Source organism: Paenibacillus anaericanus (assembly GCF_003994475.1).
GTDB lineage: Bacteria > Bacillota > Bacilli > Paenibacillales > Paenibacillaceae > Fontibacillus > Fontibacillus anaericanus.
The window spans coordinates 55087-73525 of sequence record NZ_RZNY01000003.1; the positions used below are offsets into that span (position 1 = coordinate 55087).

An 18439-nucleotide genomic window follows, 5' to 3' on the forward strand; every position below is an offset into this window, starting at 1 on the left:
ATAGCGGGTGAAATTCGGAGACCACGACGACCGCTGTCGCTTTTCCGAAATCGTTACGTCCCATCCGCTACTTCGAGCACATATTCAAACTTTTATTGTTCTTCTCTCATGAAATCCGCAACGACCAGAACATCCACATGTCTCGCTGATCGCAATATCTGTTTGGTGACATCACCGCGAAACCACTTGCGTAACCAAGAGCGCTGGGATTGACCAATAATAATCTGTGTACTCTGTAATTCTTGCGATCTCTCTAGCAATAAGGAAGCTACACGCCCCGGAATCACATTCGGGATCACCTTAAAGATACCACCCAATCTTTCCGTCAATTCCTTCAGTTCACATATATGCTTATCTGTCACTTCCCCACTCTGCTTGATTTCCTGTACATACGTTACATACCAGTTAGCCTTCAGCCGGTAAGCGATACGGAAGCCACGGCGGATGAGCCGTTCTGCATTATGTCCAAGTGTGATACATACATAAATTACTTCTTGACGCCGCCAAGGTCCCCGCAATGAACCGTTACGCTCCCAAGCCTCCAGTCGCTCATCTACATCATCAGCAATTTCGCGTAGCGCCAGTTCCCTAAGCGCGATTAAATTCCCGATTTTGAAAAAATGTCCCAACGCCTGATCAACTTTCACCATCGCATAAATTTTGCCCTCCTTCATCCGTTCCTGAAGGGCTTTAGGAGTCACATCTATAAGCTCCACTTCATCTGCTCGCTGCAGAATGCTGTCCGGTACGGTTTCCCTTACCCTAACACCGGTAATTTGCTCTACTGCATCATTCAGACTCTCCAAATGTTGTACATTCACCGTGGAAATGACCGATATCCCTGCATCTAGTAGCTCCATTACATCCATATATCGTTTCTTATGTTTACTACCCGGCATATTGGTATGCGCGAGTTCATCTACCAGCACTACTTCAGGATTGCGCCTAATGATCGCCGCTGTGTCCATTTCTTCCAGAACCGTTCCACGGTAATCAATACGTTGGCGTTCAACGGTTTCAAGTCCGCCTATTTGCTCCAACGTCTCTTTACGGCCGTGGGTTTCCAACAGTCCCACAACCACGTCGATCCCTCTTTTAAGTAGGTCATTCCCCTCACGTAACATCTTGTAGGTTTTGCCCACACCCGGAGCTGCACCAATATACACCTTAAAAGTACCTCTACGGATATTTTCAATTTCCTTCATTACTTCTTGGCTGCTCAGCCTATGGTAGGAATCAGACTCACGTTTATTACGATTATGTAAAGCCGGCAGTACTCGTTCTCCCTCCTGCTCCGCTCGATCCGCCACAAAGAACACATCCACATTACGGATATGTTTTAATAATGAATTGGCGATGGACCCCCGCCAAAACTCCTGCCATTTATTCTGTTTCGAGTGCCCCATCACAATCCGGGTAATATTATGCTGCAATGCGTATTGCACCAGAAGACGTGGAATCTCCCGCTTATATCGAAAGGGTATTTCCTCCATCAAAGCACCGATTTTATCAGCCAGTTTCCATAGTGAACGCTTAAATGTAGCGGCATCCTTAGATAGCGGAAGTCCTTGCTTCCAGAAAGAGACTACTGCCAATTCCCCGTTTAATCGCTTGGCAATCTGCTGTCCACGGCGGATATGTATCGAGCCGTTCCAGTAATATTGTGCTGATACTAGAACCTTTTCTGCGATGCCCGCAGTTCCAAGCAGTCCTTGTTCCTCGCGGTGCTTCTCTAATGAATAATTTACATCCTCGGCAACCATCCGAAGCGCGAGCTCTCGTAACTTACTAAGATTCCCTTTATTAAAAAGTGGAATATGATCCCTTTGTCCCAAATGTCCTTCAGATAAACGCTGAAGTATTTTTTCCGGAGTCACATCAATCAGAACCAGTTCATCTGCCAGAGCAAGTACATCTGTCGAGATAGAATACTCGACCTCCATTCCCGTCCACTTCCGAGCTAAATCCGCTGCACCTTCCAGCTCATATACGTTCACCGTGGTTATCACGCTAATGCCGCAACTCAGCAAGTAGTTGATATCCTCCAACCGTCCAGGCCGCTCCGCCCCCTCCTGGTTTCGGTGAGCCAACCCATCAGTCAACACGACCTCGGGATTACGCTTCACAATAGCTTCGACATACAGGTCTTTCTTCTCAATATCATCCTTATACCAATGTATACTTGGAATTCGTTCCAAATCGCCAAGCTGATCCCTGGTTTCAGGACTCTGATTAGTAGAAACGGCACAAATCACCACATCGATCCCTTGGGATTTCAGCATCTGACCTTCACGCAGCATCTGATATGTTTTACCCGCCCCGCTAACTGGCCCGATAAAAATCTTCAGGCGACCGCGATGCAGTTCATACATGGACAGCAATAATTCCTCAGGCGTCTTTCTCCGGTACGTTTCCATTAACACCACTCCCACGCAAGCATTAAATCCCCGCCCGATTCCAAGGAATCAGGCAGGGACAACAGATTCATCTTACGATTTCGATAACTCCATCAAATCCATATTAAGTTTCAGTACATTCACGCGTTTCTCACCGAATACCCCTAGATCACGGCCCTCTATGTGCTGGCTTACCAACTCCTCCAATTGAGAAGCTGGAATACCGGTCAGTTTGCTGATCCGCGGAATTTGCACGATTGCCGAGTCCGGTGTGATGTGTGGATCAAGTCCTGATCCAGAATTGGTTACCAAAGCTACGGGTAATTCGCTCAAGGGAACATCCGGGTTATCCACTTGCCATTGTGTAATGAAATCTTTCGTACGCTGCAACATATCCACGTTAGATGGTCCATAGTTATTGGAACCGGAAGCCTCCGCTTTATACTCAATACTAGAGACCCGACTATGGAACAACGCAGGATCACTAAAATTTTGACCTATCAATTCCGATCCCACTACAACCCCATCTTCATTCTTCAATAGGCTCCCATTCGCTTGGGAAGGCATGAGAACTTGGGCGATGGCTGTAGATGCCAGAGGATAAATGATTCCGCAGAGAACAATGAATACCAAACTTAGTCGTACAATAATAAAGAAATAAGAACCTTTCGATGGTGACTGCTGTTCAGGAGCAGCTTCGATGGAGTTCGCCATGATGCTCTCACCCTTTCTATAATTAGTCAATACGTCGTTATATCCACACACTTACAATCATATCAATGATCTTAATACCCACGAAAGGAACAATGATCCCACCCAGTCCGTAGATCAAAATATTACGGCTGAGTAGCTTAGTGGAACTCATCGGTTTATATGAAACACCTCTCATAGCAAGCGGAATTAATAACGGGATGATGATCGCATTAAAGATTAGCGCCGATATGATCGCCGAGCTCGGTGAGCCGAGTCCCATAACATTCAATGCTTCCATCTCTGGAATAGCTAATGTGAACATCGCTGGTATAATTGCAAAATATTTGGCGATATCGTTCGCTATACTAAACGTTGTCAAAGCGCCTCGTGTCATCAGCAATTGCTTACCTATAGCTACGACTTCAATAATCTTTGAAGGATCGGAGTCTAGATCGACCATATTAGCTGCTTCTTTGGCTGCCGACGTGCCGCTGTTCATCGCTAGACCAACATCAGCCTGAGCTAGAGCAGGTGCATCATTCGTACCGTCACCTGTCATGGCTACCAGTTTACCTTCGTTCTGTTCACGGCGAATGACAGCAATTTTGTCCTCAGGCGTACTTTCGGCAATAAAATCATCTACTCCAGCTTCGCGAGCAATCGTTGCGGCAGTCAGTGGATTGTCACCCGTACACATGATCGTCTTGATCCCCATAGAGCGAAGTTCTTCAAAGCGTTCCTTCATGCCAGGCTTAACCGTATCCTTCAGATAGATGAGTCCATAGATCCGGTTATCTACCGCAACAGCAAGCGGGGTTCCCCCTAGCCGGGCAATGGCATCCGAGTTACTATCCAAATTAGTAGGAATCTGACCCCCTTTGGACAGTACCCATTTCTTCACGGAGTCAACCGCTCCTTTACGAACGGAGCGTCCGTCAAGTAGATCAATACCACTCATTCTTGTTTCCGCCTTGAACTCTACGAATTCACCACCATCTCCAAGACTGCTGTCATAACTGCAATCTAGCTTCTTAGCCAATTCAATGACAGAACGTCCTTCTGGTGTCTCATCCTTCAGTGAGCTTATCGCTGCCCAAGCCGTAAGCTCGGCTTCCGTTTCATTCCCCACGGGTACAAATTCACTTGCCATCCGGTTACCGAAAGTAATAGTACCGGTCTTATCTAATATCATCGTATTGATATCACCGGCAGCCTCAACCGCCTTCCCTGACATCGCCAGCACATTAAACTGAGTAACGCGGTCCATGCCTGCAATACCAATCGCTGAGAGTAACCCGCCGATCGTTGTAGGAATCAGGCAGACCAGCAATGCAATCAAGACTGGGATTTCAAGGTCAATATTTAAATAGCTCGCAATGGGACGCAAAGTAACTACGACGATCAAGAAAATAAGTGTCAAACTAATCAGGAGCGTATTCAATGCGATTTCATTCGGTGTCTTCTGACGCTTGGCACCTTCTACAAGTGAGATCATCCGATCTAGAAATGATTCGCCTGGGTCGCTTGTAATCCGCACTTTGATCTCATCACTCACCACTCGTGTGCCCCCAGTGACGGAGTTGAAATCACCACCCGCCTCTTTAATGACAGGTGCGGATTCTCCTGTAATAGCCGATTCATCAACGGAAGCTAGCCCTTCAATTACCTCGCCATCACCAGGGATTAGTTCTCCTTGCCTTACGATGACGATATCTCCCTTACGAAGTTCCGAGGAAGAGACAGTCTTAAGTACCGTTCCCACCAACTTATTAGCGGTAATGTCCTGTTTCGTCTTCTTGAGCGAATCAGCCTGCGCCTTTCCTCGTCCTTCCGCTAGTGCTTCAGCAAAGTTTGCAAACAACACAGTAAATAGAAGAATGAACAATACGGTAATGTTGAAGCCTACTGAATCTTCAGCGTTGAAATACCCTGGTGCCAACACCATGAGTAAAACAACGATCGTTCCGAGCTCAACGACAAACATGACCGGATTTTTCATCAAAGTTACCGGATTAAGCTTTATAAAACTATCCTTAACAGCGCTTAGGATTATGGGTCCGGTCAGCAGCTTTTTTCTTTGTACAGTACTCATCTAGATCTCCCTCTTCCTATCCTAAGGTCAAATATTCTGCAATCGGACCAAGCACGATGACCGGCAGAAAGGTCAGCGCACCGATAATTAGTACCGTAACAATCAGAATACCCGTGAATAGGTGATTGTCTGTACGGAAAGTACCGATTGTCTCTGGAACTGGCTTCTTGCGGAGCAGGGAGCCTGCTACTGCAAGCATGGCTATCATCGATATATATCGTCCTAGCAACATGACGATCCCTGTGGTGATATTCCAGAAGGATGTGTTATCCGCAAGTCCTTCAAAACCCGAGCCGTTATTAGCGGCAGAAGAAACATATTCGTATAATACCTGAGACAACCCATGAAAGCCGGGATTCGTAATAGCACCTTTACCGAGATCAGTCAGAAAGGCCCCGGCCGTAGGTACGAGAATAATAAGCGGATGAGCCAAAATCGCGATCGCGATCAGTTTCATCTCCCTCGCTTCTATCTTTCGTCCGAGAAATTCTGGTGTCCTACCGACCATCAGACCGCAGAGGAACACGCCCAGGATGGCATACATCAGCATATTGATTAGCCCGACACCCTTGCCGCCAAATACATTGTTCAGCATCATCAACGCCAGTGGGGTAATCCCGCCCAGTGGGGTCTGAGTATCATGCATATTGTTAACACTACCTGTGGTCGCCGCAGTTGTTACAGCAGTAAACAGCGAGGACTGTGGTATACCGAAACGTACCTCTTTACCTTCCATGCTGCCCTGCGATGAGTCAATTCCCATGGCGTTAATGACGGGGTTCCCTTTGCTTTCGGCATAAAAATTCAGCGAGAGTAGCAGGACGAATAACGTCATCATCGCGGTGAAAATCACCCAACCTTGACGCTTGTTCTTAGCGAACAGTCCAAACATATACGGTAGGGATGCCGGTAACAACCACATCGAGAGCATTTCAATTACATTGGTAAGTGGGCTCGGGTTCTCAAATGGATGCGCTGAGTTGGCACCGAAGAACCCTCCTCCGTTAGTACCTAAATGCTTGATCGATTCTAGTGATGCAACCGGGCCGATGGCAATTTGCCCAGTTTGCCCCTCAAGTGTAGCGACCTCCAGTGTCGACTTCAGCGTCTGTGGTACCTGTAATCCTACCAACACTAGGGTAACCAGTAACGCTAAAGGAATGAATACACGGATATGTGCTTTGACAAAATCCTCGAAGAAGTTTCCCACCGACTTTTGCCCGGTTATCCCTCTGACAAAAGCAACAGCAACCGAGAAACCACTAGCCGCCGAGGTGAACATCATCATCGTAATGACCGCCATTTGCGAGAAATAGGAAAGCCCCGTTTCACCGCTATAATGCTGTAGATTCGTATTCGTCATGAAGCTGATTACTGTATTAAAAGAAAGCGTCTGCTCCATGCCCCCGATTCCATTCGGGTTTAGCGGTAATCCCCGCTGCAATCTAAGAAAAATATAACTGAAAGCTACCAATACGATATTGGTCAAAATAAAACTCATCGCATATTTTTTCCAAGACATTCGATCCCGTTTTTTCAATCCAATCAAGGAATAGATGCCCTTTTCAATACGCGAAAACCATTTATCCGTACGATTCGGCTCATTGGAAAATACATGAAATAAATAAGTGCCCATCGGCTTAACCAGTAACAGCAAGATTCCGATTACCACTATGATTTGTAAAATGCCCATGAATGACTGACCCTCCTATAATTAGGCTTATATTGCCTAAAACTTCTACAATATTTAGAGTTACGTTATTATGAAATAAAAATTTTTCCGGATAAATCAAGGCATACACTAAATATAGGAACAATAAAAAGGTAATCGAGATAATCAGAATCACAATTCATTCCTCCCCGTATCTTCAATTACACGTTCGCACCAAGTCGTAAATCCATAAAACAAACCGTATATAACTGCTAATGCAACCACCATATACAGATCCATCATGGTTCATCACACTCCTTTCATTATTCTAATAGGGCGGATTTGTCTGCCAGAAAGGCCACATCACCGCTGTGAGAATAAATTACATATTTCGCCCCAAGCCCCTTATACACTAATCGCGGATTTATAGAAGTTGTGATTACAAAAATGGGTTTTCTCGTCCATGAGCGGCACATCTGAATGTAACGACAACATAACGTAAGGCTGCTCTCAAACAGATATACTCTTCCTACCGGGAACGGCGGGAGATTCCACGTATTCGGATGACTCGTATCTGCCAAAATACAATGCTCGATTCCCAATTCTTCTAGCCGACTTTTGCCCATTTGGCTGTTGGTTATCCCTGATACCTTAATGCCTTTGAATTTCAATAATTTTATGAAATTTTCTCCGGCCTTTGTTGGTGCCCATACAACTACATATTCTTCTTTCGCCATCTCTATCTTTTCCCTTCTCAAGCACATAAGGAGGCAACGAAAATCTCCGAACGATCCTTTGATCAGTCATCATTTTCGGACACAGTTCCTAATCACTGTGTCACGTCATTAGACGGTACCTGTAAATAATTTTCATAAAATGGCACAACAAAAAGCCACAGAGGAAATCCTCTGTGACTCAAAAGCCGTCACATTGCACTCATCCTCTCTCCATACGCTTACGAGGTTAGCTGTCGGATTCGGGCGGTGAGAGTCGCCCTACCTGTATCAATGCACTACTCATGCATCATTTACAGGATTCACCCCATAATCGGCTCCGACTCTCACATCGGATGCCCATTGTTGGTTCCCCCGCTTTCCTTAACGGAAATTAAGCGGATAAATATTCGATTGTTTTTTGAATTGTGTGATGGAAACAGGAGTAATCATACATTCAAGCTGATTTATTGTAAAATGCGATTGTTGCCAAAAAAATGCAAATTCGAAACTAAATACATATTGGAGAGCGCTTACTTGATATCTATACTCCTTATCTCTCTTATTTTCGTGAGTTTGCAATGATTATCGCGAAAATGGTAATGATTGTGATAAATTTAATACAGAATAGAAAATGGGGACTTTGACCACTCAAAAACCTATAAATCAAGAAACCGAGCCTGAGAGAGGTAGAGGCCTTGTAATAGGTCACATATATGCTTTTAGTCCATTTTTTCTCCGTTGTTGCCCGAATTTGGTTTAACCCTGACTTAAGAGATAACTTTTGACTTTTACAAAAGGATTCAAGCCATAGTATCATTCTGAGGAACACACGCTGAATTACCGCGTTCCGCGGGAAACGGGGGAACCATCAGGCCGATAAGGCCTACTGGGGTGAATCCGAAGGAGATGATTTGTAGTCTCATAAGGTAGGGCGACTCTCACCGCCCGAATCCGACAGCTAACCTCGTAAGCGCATAGAGAGAGACCCTTCATTCGCCACGCATTTGCGTCAGGTTTATTTGTCCCTGTAATCGCAAACCGCAGCAGAGGTCCTACTCTGTCTGCGGTTTTTTTGATGCCTACAATGAAAGAGTTGCAAAGGGATGAGTCACTTTGAATGAAAAAAAGGTTTATTATTTGGGGATACATCAAAACATGCTTGAACCCGTAAGTCTAAGCTACTTATGCTTCGGGGCGCTATGGTATGAGGATAATAATCAGCGATATATTGTGGGTTACGGATTTGGTGAGAACAAAATAGAGGTGCTTCGCCAGTTTAGTAACCATTCATCTTGTGAGAAATGCATGGATCCAAACATTGTACGCGAGGTGTATAGAAGCATTCGGGATAAGCAGCAGAAACAGGATTGGTCTACACGACTCAGATTTCCACTCTCCAATGTCTTTAGAGCACCTTGGAAGGATGTTGCCTCCGGTTGGTATATCGTAAGATCTCGCAAGATCTTTCCTTTACATCTATCTGCTATTCATAAAAAGAGATATCGGATATGGCTGGAGCACTGGAGCATACTGCTGTCTGTGAGAGTGAATCCGAACTGTTCGCTTTTATAGAAAAGGTTAAATTCACCCATAATGTGGATCTTAAACTTATGGAATCCTCAGGAGGAACGCTAAATGGATCAGAATAAACTTTCGCAAATAGAACTCTTTGCTTTTGATTCTCCCCCATTTCTTCTGAGTGGGACCGGACAATCAGAACGATGCTGGCATGTTGTCCTTAAGCTTTCTTGTGGTAAACAATGTGGCTTTGCTGAATGTATCCTTTCTGCGGATGATACAGCAGTGGATTTAATTAGGTGGGGTTCCTTCCTAATGAATATCCGGAACCGTACACTTGAAGAGGCGTTGGAGATTGTTCGCCATAAAGACTCTGAATGGGCAAAAAATCAGTTTAAATTGGTTCAGACTGCCTTACTGAAACTTGCTCAAGTCAAATATGTACAGTATAGAATTGCTGTGGGTTCAGAATTATGGGAGTACCGCAATCATTCAATTTTATTAAAAGCATTGCCGAAGGTCTTAATCCCGAAGCAGCCTCACTTTGATCTAAATACAACGAATTTAATCAATAAATCTACGGCTTACTTCTCGATTTTATAAATTTATCACAATTTTTCTTTAGAGAGGACTTTTGCAATGAACACGTCTCCCTTACTACGAAAACTCCATAGTAACAATAAGATGTATGCCAAATACGTACACAAGTACGCGAATTCAATATACTCCCTTAGTTATGTGATGTTGGAAGAATCCGTTGCAGCGGAAGAAGTAACAACGTGTACCTTTTTGGAGCTCTACGAGCCCTTTTCTCAAGCGGATTGGAATCCTCGTCAGTTCTCTTTGCAAGCTTATCAATTTTGTATACGTCAATGCTCTGAAGGACTGACGAGCGATCCCCTACGATCTACTGAGGCTCTTAACGAGAGAGTCCTGAAGTTTCTATGGTACGGGATGAAGCTCCCCTTAGCCGATATTCAATGCATACTTGGGCAAAGTGTTCCTATACTGAAAGCGCAGCTTAGAAAAGAACGTGAACAAGCTAACAAAAAGGGGCATCCCAGTAACCATTCACATGGTTTGTGGAACACCCCTATTTTAAAAATATAAGTGAATGAATTCTTTACACAAGCACTCCATCCTGTAAGTGCAACACACGGTCACACCACTCTAACATTCGCTCGTCATGCGTAACCATGACAGCTGATTTACCTTCTGATTTCACTTCATCAGCTATCATTTGTACCACTTGTCTACCTCGCTTGAAATCCAAGCTGGCTGTTGGCTCATCTGCGAACAGAATCGCAGGATTGTTCATCCATGCCCGAGCTATAGCTACCCGTTGTTTCTCCCCTCCAGATAACTTCTCAGGATAAAAATTACGACGTTCCCATATATCCAGACGTTTCAATAAACGCTCGGAACGGTCTTTCGCTTCCTTGGAATTCATCCCAGTAAGCCTTGCCACATATAACAACTGCTCTTGCACTTTTAAATAAGGCAGTAGATTGGCGCTTTGAAACATAAAGCCAATTTTGTGCAAACGAATTGAAGTAAGCTCCTGCTTACTTTTTCCAGTCAGAGACTCTCCGTCCAGAATGATCTCTCCACTCGTTGGAGATAACAGCGCACCCGCCGTTGACAAGAACGTACTCTTACCAGAACCAGAAGGACCAAGAACAGCTACAAACTCTCCTTCATTAACTTCGAGGTTTAAACGGTTAAGGATTGAGATCGTTGAATCTCCGTCACCAAAGGTCTTTGTAACTTGCTTCATTATCAATTTTGAACTCATGCTCCAACCCTCCCAATAGCTTCCAATGCATCTACTTTAGCAACCTGAGTTACTGAAATAAGTGATCCTAACAAGGACGTGACCACAAACAGACCACTTGTTAATAAAGCGGTAGACAGATTCATCTGGAACGGCATGGATTCAGGAAGGATTGACATTAATCCCCATGTCAACAACAGACTCAGACTAAGACTTACAACAGATAAGATTAAAACCTGTCCTACCACACTTCTTGCGAGATATGCTGTCTTCGTTCCCATGGCTTTCAATATCCCAAATTGACTGGTCTTTTGAATCGTTAGGACATAGAAGAAGACTGCTAGAACGAATGCACCAATAACATATAAAAAGGATATCATCAGCAAGAGTGATTTTTGCTCTTCCGCATAACCTGGAATATTAGAAACAGCTTCTTTTTGTGTCATCACTTCCAAGTTGTCCACTTTCCCCGATAACGCCGTTGCTTGATCAGAAGTGACATCTAGTGCAATAGCATTAAACAGGGATGATTTCAATATCTCAGGGTCCTGAGACATCAGCCCTTTCATGGTTTGCCAGTCATGAATATTCATAAAAATAACCGGAGTATGGCTATAGGACTGATTTTTGACAATTCCCGTAACCGTCAGAGTCATTCCCGTCGATTGATCTTTAATGGTGCTACCAATCTTCAATCCTGCATCAGCTAACTTAGAATCCACCAAGACATTCCCATTGTCATCATTGGTGACAGCTTCACCTTCCACAACTTTAGGTGAGAGTGCTCCTGCCATATCTACTGCAAAAAAGGTAACATCCGATTTCGTATCCAGTCCTTCAACTGTAACTGCACTCATTTGCATTGCAATTGGAGTTGCGTTCTCTTCTCCTACAATCGAGCGGACTTTGTTCAAATCATCTTCACCCAGTTGCGAACGTCTAAATTTCTGCTCCGCATCCCCCTGCATCACGAAATGATTATTTGACATACTTTCGATTGCCGAGATATTCGCGTCAGCAAGTCCCTTCGCCAAACCGGTTACGAATAGAACCAGAAAAGAGACTAACAACATAATGACCATTATAAAAATGTATCTAACCTTCGAGTGACGCATTTCTCTTAGTGCTAAGAACATAAAAATTTCCCTCCTTGTCTCTATGACTCTAGTTTAGGAGGGAAACATGAACGGAATATGAATAACAAATTACAAATACGGCAAAGTCACGGTAAATACGGTTCCTTCTCCTAGCTTACTAGCTACTTGAATCGACCCGTTGTGAGCATGAACAATTTTTTGAACAATGGAAAGTCCGAGCCCCGTGCCGTTACTTTCACGAGTTCGCACCCGATCCACCTTAAAGAAACGGTCGAAGATATTAGGTAAATCCCCCTCAGCAATGCCTTCACCCGTATCGGATACAGTAACAATGCAGTGCTTGTCCTGAACTTCTGCAGCGATCATCACCTTACCGCCAGCCGGAGTATGTTTTATCGCATTTGAAATGAGATTCATCCATACTTGATGCAATAAATCTTCATCCCCATATAAATTCATGTCAGGCACACTTAATTTAAGAAATAATTCCTTATCCGTAAGTTTCCATTCCATGATTTGAGCGACTTGGCGAATTTGGGCGCGAAGATTAAATGTTTTCATGTGCAATGTATTTGAATCATAGTCCAAGGTGGATAACGTCAATAATTGCTTACTTAGTAAGGATAACCGTCTGCTCTCCTCTTCTATAATAGAAAGATAATAAACCCTTTGATCATGTGTTATCGATTGATCCTTAAGTGTAGTAGCAAACCCCTGAATAGAGGTAAGTGGAGATTCGATTTCATGAGATACGTTAGCAACAAATTCCTGTCTCGCTCTTTCAGTCCGTTCCAGTTCTTGACTCATTATTGTAAAACTATTTGCTAATTGCCCTATCTCATCACGTCTTCGAGTCTGCACTCTCAAGTTATACTTCCCCTTGGCAATATCTTGGGTAGCCACAGTAAGCCGTGAAATCGGTCTTACGATATGAAGAATGCTAATCATTAAGAAGAGAAAGCTAAATAAAACGGCCGCACCTAAGAGCAGTGCAAAGAACACTCGCAATTCACCGAATTGCACATTAGCATCTGGACGCATAAACATGGCGAAAGTCCGATGTTCGATTTGAACAGGTACACCTATCGCATTTTCTATTTCACTATCAAAGAATCCTGTAATAAACAAATTGGCCTTATACTCAGCGACACCATGAAAAATATTTCCGTCTAATACATGCTGTAATTGCTCCTGTTTCAAATCATAACTCTTAAAGGGGTTACCAAAAAAACGTTCATCCCCTTTATTGTCCGTCAAGTATATTCGATATCCTAGCGAAGCAGCATTACTAAGGTATTCATCAATCGAGTTCGGATGCTCTTCACTAAATTTCTGTAAGTTCAACGCCATTTGTGTTAATTTCTTATCATTTTGAGGTTTTATCTTTACATGATAATAGCCGTTTGATAACAGAAATCCGAGAAGAAAGCTCACGACAATCATCGAACAAAATACAATGCACATCCTTGCATATAAAGACTTCATGTATTCACCAGCTCCAATTTATATCCTACACCTCTAACAGTACGAATAATGAAGCTATCCTCGTAATCGGCAAATCTTCCCCGCAGCCTTTTAATATGTACATCAACTGTTCGTTCATCACCTTCATAATCAAACCCCCACACTAACTCAATCAATTCTCCTCGCGAGAAGAGCCGACCTGGAAACTGAGCTAACTGGGCTAGGAGTTCGAATTCCTTTGCGGGCAATAACAGCATATCTTTCCCATCCGTAACCTCATAGTTTTTACGATCAATCACAAGTTCCTTCAAACGAATCTTGTCCTCAAAAGCAATCGAGTAGCGGCGAAACAATGCCCGTATCCGGAATAATAACTCATCAGGTTCAAACGGCTTAGTTAAATAATCATCTGTTCCACGCAAATACCCTTGTTCCTTATCACTTAATTGTTGACGCGCTGTCAGCAAAATAATCGGAATATCATAATTCTCACGGATATGCTGGCAAAGTTCCAAGCCATCGATATGTGGCATCATGACATCGAGAATGGCTAAATCAACCGTAGCCTCTTTCATTTTTTCAATAGCCTCTTTGCCATCCTTGGCTTCCAATACGAAATACCCTTCATTAGTTAATACATGTCTTAATAAAGTACGAATATGTGGATCATCATCTGCGATTAATAGATTTTTCACCGTTCCAACTCCTAACGAACTGTAATATTACTGACGATCGATGACCGCCTCATGGGCCAAATATCTATACGATCACTGTTATTTAGTGTAACTTATATTTCTTTATTTTCAAAAATTAATTCGCACCCCTTAGTACCTACATTTCGCACACCCAAAATCCCCTTAATCTGCTACGCTGTTTTTATTTACATAGGTAGAGGGGGAATAAGCTTATGACAGATTCATTTATTTCGGCACTCGAAAACAATAACATCGACTTATTACGTCAAGCTCCCAAAAGTGATCTACATAACCATGCTGCACGAGGTGGTAACAGAAAATATATTGAAGCATGGTCGAACACATCGATTGTGGAGCCACCCAAATTTGAGTCGTTAAATGCGATGCAACATTGGTATGATACCCATGTGAAGTCACTTTGTATAGGTAAAGCGGGTTTTGTTATACGAATTGAGGCTGCTTTTCAACAGGCCCTTGATGATGGGATCCAATTGTTATGTATGAGTTTTGGAACAGGTGATAAAGTTCATTACAACGGAAGTTTAAAAGAATTTATTGACGCCATACATAACATTCATTTGGCAATTGCTCCACAAATAGAGTTTATCCCGGAAATCTGCTATCCAAGAACTAATGATATTTATGCTGTTGAAGAAGAATTTGAAGAGTTGCTAAGCCACGACTATTTTAAATCCATTGATATCGTTGGCGATGACACTCAAAGTTTAGATAATTTCAAGAATATTTATCAAAAGGCACGAGACCATAATTTCATTTTAAAAGCACATGTAGGTGAATTTGGTGATGCCGAATCCGTTATTCATGCGGTAAATATGTTGGGATTAGACCAAATACAGCATGGTATTAACTCAGTGTATTCAGATTACGTAATGGAACAACTGGTGGAAAGAGATATTCAATTAAATATCTGTCCCTCAAGTAATGTGATGTTGTGCAGGGTAAGTGATTATAAAAGTCACCCTATCCGTCAGTTGTTTGATAAGGGAGTGAAAGTAACTATAAACAGCGATGACATGTTAATTTTTGATCAAAGCGTAAGCGATGATTATATGACTTTATATAAAACAGGATTATTTACTGCGGAAGAACTCAATATAATCCGATTACAAGGATTAAATTCATTCTAATATTGTTAAGTGGATAAAAAAGAGAACGCCCACCATGGACGTTCCCTAAATATCTATATTCGTCTACCACGTCCTAGCTAGTTACGCATCTACACTTTCTGTTTTACGATCCTGTTTTGCATGTAATGTTTTCATTACAAATCTTGCTATCGGCTGTGCAACCAACAGTTCAATCCAAAATGCTATAGCAAAGTTTCTTGGCCAGATGTGAAGGAAGTTCTTAAGTGGTTCTAGGCTTATTTGTTTCGTCCCAACCCAAGTACCGATAATCGATAGTAAAATAGATAACACTGTGACATTCAATAAAGTATTCAATAGTACCCTAGCATTAAATCCATCGGTTTGTCCTATGAATTTGGGCATCAATTTCCCAACAACCGGTCCTGCAATTAATCTTACCGATAAAACAACGATTATCCACATGAACGGAATAATCTTTAGTGTATCTATATACACTTCCCTACTGAAACCACGTTCCAATCCCACAATAATAGGGGCAATAGTATTTACTGAAATGATTGAAATAATCAATAAAAATAAAATGCCTTCTTTTGAATTTCTAGGTAGTCTTGTTTCTCTTAACATGTTTGTCATCTCCGCGAATAATATTTCAGATGGCAGACGTATCATGAGACATATATTTTTGGACAATAGAAAAGACCAATATCTCTACACACTGATTATATAATCATAACATTTTCTTCAAATGAATGTCAGGATTTTTTACTTAAAATTTATTAATATCCAATCAGAGAGATGATCAAATACAAGTTTATTATTATTAGAAAATAAAAAAAGACCACTTCTTAACGAAGTGGCCACCGCTTATTTCGAGCGGTAATTATTGGATAGGAGTGGAGAGAAACCATACTGTACTTCTATTATATTGTATACGTTTTCATTCTGTCAATAGATTTTTATTAGCGCTTACATTTATTGATACAAAGCCATTTCTGGCCTTGAAAATTATTACATGTGAACCGTGTATCCAAGAGTCTGAAGTTGCTCTTTGGCTCGATCCATCTCTCCTTCATTTCGGAAGGACAGACGCATGACACCAGGTACATCTTCCCGACTTTCAATAATTTGAATGTTACTTAGATTGATTTGGCGAACACCCAGTTCCGTTGCGATTTGACCGATAATACCTGGATGGTCAGGGACATCAATATAGATATCGAAGAGCGAAGTTATTGCACCCTTACGTCGTTCAGGAAGTTCACTGCGGAACATGTTTGCTTTCTTGAACGCTTCTTCAATTCCAGTGCCATCCATTCCCTCCAACATAGAGATGAATCCGCCGACTTCCTGATTCCAATCCCGCAGTAAGGATAGCAATACATCTCGGTTGCTGAGTAGGATATCCCGCCAAATGATCGGATCACTAGAAGCAATTCGGGTAATATCCCGGAACCCCCCGGCTGCTAACATGCGGTACAGTTCATTGTTCTCATTGTAATCGCGAACCTGATTGACAAGTGCCACCGCGATAATATGTGGTAAATGGCTGATTGCACCCACGATTTCGTCATGAAGCATCGGTTCAACTCTGACGATCTGTGCTCTTGTATGCGTCAGGAGTTGCTCCAATCGAGTGTAAGCCTCTTCAGGCACATCTGGAGATGGAGTTAAAACGTAGAAGGCATTCTCGAATAGTAGCGAAGAAGCTGCCTCTACTCCAGAACGCTCTGAGCCAGCCATCGGATGTCCTCCGATGAAATGGACACCTGGATGTGAGAAACCTTCTGCACAGGTTGCCACTGCCGCCTTTGTGCTTCCTACATCTGTAATAATACATCCTTGTTTCAAAGGAAGCTCGGTTAGCTGCTTTAAGTAAGACTCTAGATTACCCACAGGAACACATAAAAAAATAAAATCGGCATCACACGCCGCTTCTTCCATAGAAAGAGTCGCGACATCTACGACGCCGCGCTCCATAATTCTTTTCATGGATTCTGGTCTATGACTATGCCCGATTACTGTAATACCAGGCTTTCCTTTTAAACATAGTGCCAACGAACCACCGATCAATCCTACGCCAAATATTGCGATTTTTGTTGTCATATTCCCTCACTCAATCCTAACTTAATTATACATGTGCTTTCTTCTTATTTAGTACTTGTTTCAAAGCCGCAATGAACTTCACGTTCTGCTCAGCTGAACCAACGGACACTCTTATATAATTAGGATACTTTGAAAATCCTGAACGGATAATCACACCAAGTTGAAGTAATGCTTGGAACATATCTACTGCCGATGTCTGCACATCAACCATGATGAAATTTCCATGTGCTGGGAAGTATGATAGACCCAACGCATTAAATTGTTCATACAAATATTCAATACCACTGCGATTTTTCTCCCGGCAATCCTTAACAAACTGTTCATCCGCAATGGCAGCTTTTCCAGCTGCTTGTGCAATCCTCGAGGTATTAAACGGTTCACGTACCCGATTAATCAACTGGATAATTTCCGGTTGTCCCACACCGTACCCGATACGAAGCGAAGCAAGACCATGAATTTTGGAGAATGTCCGAAGGACGATCACATTAGGATACTTACTTAGAAGACTAATTCCATCCGTGTAAGTTTCATCCGTTACAAACTCAGCATAGGCTTCATCCAACACAACCAGCACATGATCCGGTACAGAGTCTAGGAAAGTGGTAAGAGCGTTATCCGAAACAATCGTCCCCGTAGGGTTGTTTGGATTACAGATCCATACGATCTTGGTTCTATCGTTAATCTCACTTAACATAGCATCTAAGTCATGCGTTCCATCTTGTAGTGGAACCTCGATAACAACCGCACCCTCAATCTCTGCGTTAGACTTATACACCGAGAATGTCTGGTCTGCCATGATGGTTTCATCCCCAGGAATAAAGAAAGCCCGAGCAATCAAAGCAATAATCTCATCCGAGCCACATCCAAAAATAATTTGGCCCCGGTTTACTCCCAAATGACCTGCTAATACCTCCGTCAGTTCAGCAGCGCTACCGTCTGGATAGACACTGATTTGTGCAAATTCCGCTTCAATCGCCGCACGGACTTGGGGTGAACAACCATAAGGGTTTTCATTTGAAGCAAGCTTGATAACCTCATCCAGACCAAGCTCTCGCTTCACTTCCTCAATCGGCTTACCTGGTTGGTATACCGGAAGGTTAACGATTTGGGGTTTCGCCAACATCATGATTC

The 18439-nt window shown here is 42.8% G+C and carries 17 protein-coding genes and 2 riboswitches; of the genes, 4 read left to right on the plus strand and 13 right to left on the minus strand.

The annotated features are described in order from the left end of the window. Positions 1-92 precede the first annotated feature (92 nt). From EJP82_RS04490 to EJP82_RS04515, 6 genes are all read right to left on the minus strand, one after another. The gene (locus tag EJP82_RS04490) at positions 93-2417 is read right to left on the minus strand and encodes a universal stress protein (protein WP_127190845.1); all 2325 of its coding nucleotides are present in this window, start codon (positions 2415-2417) and stop codon (positions 93-95) included. A 72-nt stretch (positions 2418-2489) separates the two neighbouring features. Beyond that, positions 2490-3110 (minus strand): potassium-transporting ATPase subunit KdpC, encoded by a 621-nt coding sequence (gene kdpC, locus EJP82_RS04495; RefSeq protein WP_127190846.1) that lies wholly within the window; start codon positions 3108-3110, stop codon positions 2490-2492. 37 nt (positions 3111-3147) lie between these two features. Continuing rightward, positions 3148-5181 carry a potassium-transporting ATPase subunit KdpB gene (gene kdpB / locus EJP82_RS04500; protein WP_127190847.1) on the minus strand — a complete coding sequence of 678 codons (2034 nt, stop codon included), beginning with the start codon at positions 5179-5181 and terminating at the stop codon, positions 3148-3150. A 16-nt stretch (positions 5182-5197) separates the two neighbouring features. Then, positions 5198-6874 carry a potassium-transporting ATPase subunit KdpA gene (gene kdpA / locus EJP82_RS04505; RefSeq protein ID WP_127190848.1) on the minus strand — a complete coding sequence of 559 codons (1677 nt, stop codon included), beginning with the start codon at positions 6872-6874 and terminating at the stop codon, positions 5198-5200. Continuing rightward, complete coding sequence (gene kdpF, locus EJP82_RS28785; protein ID WP_170220126.1) at positions 6822-7028, minus strand: K(+)-transporting ATPase subunit F; 207 nt, start codon at positions 7026-7028, stop codon at positions 6822-6824. Before kdpF ends, kdpA begins: the two co-directional genes overlap by 53 nt. Positions 7029-7155: 127 nt before the next feature. Continuing rightward, positions 7156-7569: an HAD family hydrolase gene (locus EJP82_RS04515; RefSeq protein ID WP_127190849.1), complete on the minus strand. Its 414-nt coding sequence runs from the start codon at positions 7567-7569 to the stop codon at positions 7156-7158. A gap of 199 nt (positions 7570-7768) precedes the next feature. After that, positions 7769-7956, minus strand: a riboswitch (cyclic di-AMP (ydaO/yuaA leader). 412 nt (positions 7957-8368) lie between these two features. After that, positions 8369-8535: riboswitch (cyclic di-AMP (ydaO/yuaA leader) on the plus strand. A 126-nt stretch (positions 8536-8661) separates the two neighbouring features. Between EJP82_RS04515 and EJP82_RS04520 the strand changes: the two genes are divergently transcribed. The 3 genes from EJP82_RS04520 to EJP82_RS04530 all read left to right on the plus strand — a co-directional run bounded on the left by EJP82_RS04520 (position 8662) and on the right by EJP82_RS04530 (position 10176). Then, positions 8662-9120, plus strand: coding sequence for a hypothetical protein (locus tag EJP82_RS04520; protein WP_127190850.1), 459 nt, complete (start codon positions 8662-8664; stop codon positions 9118-9120). Between the two features lie 63 nt (positions 9121-9183). After that, entirely contained in the window at positions 9184-9669 is a 486-nt protein-coding gene (locus EJP82_RS04525) for a hypothetical protein (protein WP_127190851.1), read from the plus strand. A 36-nt stretch (positions 9670-9705) separates the two neighbouring features. After that, a complete protein-coding gene (locus tag EJP82_RS04530; protein WP_127190852.1) occupies positions 9706-10176 on the plus strand; it encodes a hypothetical protein in 471 nt (156 codons plus the stop codon). A gap of 13 nt (positions 10177-10189) precedes the next feature. On the opposite strand, the gene EJP82_RS04535 is transcribed toward EJP82_RS04530, so the two are convergent. From EJP82_RS04535 to EJP82_RS04550, 4 genes are all read right to left on the minus strand, one after another. After that, positions 10190-10861 carry an ABC transporter ATP-binding protein gene (locus tag EJP82_RS04535; protein ID WP_127190853.1) on the minus strand — a complete coding sequence of 224 codons (672 nt, stop codon included), beginning with the start codon at positions 10859-10861 and terminating at the stop codon, positions 10190-10192. After that, on the minus strand, positions 10858-11976 hold the full coding sequence (locus tag EJP82_RS04540) for an ABC transporter permease (RefSeq protein ID WP_127190854.1): 1119 nt from the start codon (positions 11974-11976) through the stop codon (positions 10858-10860). Before EJP82_RS04540 ends, EJP82_RS04535 begins: the two co-directional genes overlap by 4 nt. 69 nt (positions 11977-12045) lie before the next feature. Beyond that, positions 12046-13422, minus strand: coding sequence for a sensor histidine kinase (locus EJP82_RS04545; RefSeq protein ID WP_127190855.1), 1377 nt, complete (start codon positions 13420-13422; stop codon positions 12046-12048). After that, positions 13419-14096: a response regulator transcription factor gene (locus EJP82_RS04550; protein ID WP_127190856.1), complete on the minus strand. Its 678-nt coding sequence runs from the start codon at positions 14094-14096 to the stop codon at positions 13419-13421. Before EJP82_RS04550 ends, EJP82_RS04545 begins: the two co-directional genes overlap by 4 nt. A 212-nt stretch (positions 14097-14308) precedes the next feature. On the opposite strand from EJP82_RS04550, the gene EJP82_RS04555 reads away from it, so the two are divergent. Beyond that, positions 14309-15244 carry an amidohydrolase family protein gene (locus EJP82_RS04555; protein WP_127190857.1) on the plus strand — a complete coding sequence of 312 codons (936 nt, stop codon included), beginning with the start codon at positions 14309-14311 and terminating at the stop codon, positions 15242-15244. 81 nt (positions 15245-15325) lie between these two features. Here EJP82_RS04555 and EJP82_RS04560 read toward each other — a convergent pair whose 3' ends face one another. From EJP82_RS04560 to hisC, 3 genes are all read right to left on the minus strand, one after another. Then, the gene (locus EJP82_RS04560) at positions 15326-15829 is read right to left on the minus strand and encodes a DUF2798 domain-containing protein (RefSeq protein WP_127190858.1); all 504 of its coding nucleotides are present in this window, start codon (positions 15827-15829) and stop codon (positions 15326-15328) included. 384 nt (positions 15830-16213) lie between these two features. Continuing rightward, positions 16214-17308, minus strand: a complete 1095-nt coding sequence (locus EJP82_RS04565; RefSeq protein WP_127190859.1) for a prephenate dehydrogenase — start codon at positions 17306-17308, stop codon at positions 16214-16216. A 25-nt stretch (positions 17309-17333) separates the two neighbouring features. After that, a complete protein-coding gene (gene hisC, locus EJP82_RS04570) occupies positions 17334-18431 on the minus strand; it encodes a histidinol-phosphate transaminase (RefSeq protein ID WP_127191165.1) in 1098 nt (365 codons plus the stop codon). Positions 18432-18439: the final 8 nt, after the last annotated feature.

Coding starts and splice junctions, on each gene's coding strand:
- EJP82_RS04525 (WP_127190851.1), top strand. CDS start 9,184: ATGGATCAGAATAAACTTTCGCAAATAGAACTCTTTGCTTTTGATTCT.
- EJP82_RS04530 (WP_127190852.1), top strand. CDS start 9,706: ATGAACACGTCTCCCTTACTACGAAAACTCCATAGTAACAATAAGATG.
- EJP82_RS04545 (WP_127190855.1), bottom strand. CDS start 13,422: ATGAAGTCTTTATATGCAAGGATGTGCATTGTATTTTGTTCGATGATT.
- kdpC (WP_127190846.1), bottom strand. CDS start 3,110: ATGGCGAACTCCATCGAAGCTGCTCCTGAACAGCAGTCACCATCGAAA.
- kdpA (WP_127190848.1), bottom strand. CDS start 6,874: ATGGGCATTTTACAAATCATAGTGGTAATCGGAATCTTGCTGTTACTG.
- EJP82_RS04515 (WP_127190849.1), bottom strand. CDS start 7,569: ATGGCGAAAGAAGAATATGTAGTTGTATGGGCACCAACAAAGGCCGGA.
- hisC (WP_127191165.1), bottom strand. CDS start 18,431: ATGTTGGCGAAACCCCAAATCGTTAACCTTCCGGTATACCAACCAGGT.
- EJP82_RS04555 (WP_127190857.1), top strand. CDS start 14,309: ATGACAGATTCATTTATTTCGGCACTCGAAAACAATAACATCGACTTA.
- EJP82_RS04565 (WP_127190859.1), bottom strand. CDS start 17,308: ATGACAACAAAAATCGCAATATTTGGCGTAGGATTGATCGGTGGTTCG.
- kdpB (WP_127190847.1), bottom strand. CDS start 5,181: ATGAGTACTGTACAAAGAAAAAAGCTGCTGACCGGACCCATAATCCTA.
- EJP82_RS04490 (WP_127190845.1), bottom strand. CDS start 2,417: ATGGAAACGTACCGGAGAAAGACGCCTGAGGAATTATTGCTGTCCATG.
- EJP82_RS04540 (WP_127190854.1), bottom strand. CDS start 11,976: ATGTTCTTAGCACTAAGAGAAATGCGTCACTCGAAGGTTAGATACATT.
- EJP82_RS04560 (WP_127190858.1), bottom strand. CDS start 15,829: ATGTTAAGAGAAACAAGACTACCTAGAAATTCAAAAGAAGGCATTTTA.
- EJP82_RS04535 (WP_127190853.1), bottom strand. CDS start 10,861: ATGAGTTCAAAATTGATAATGAAGCAAGTTACAAAGACCTTTGGTGAC.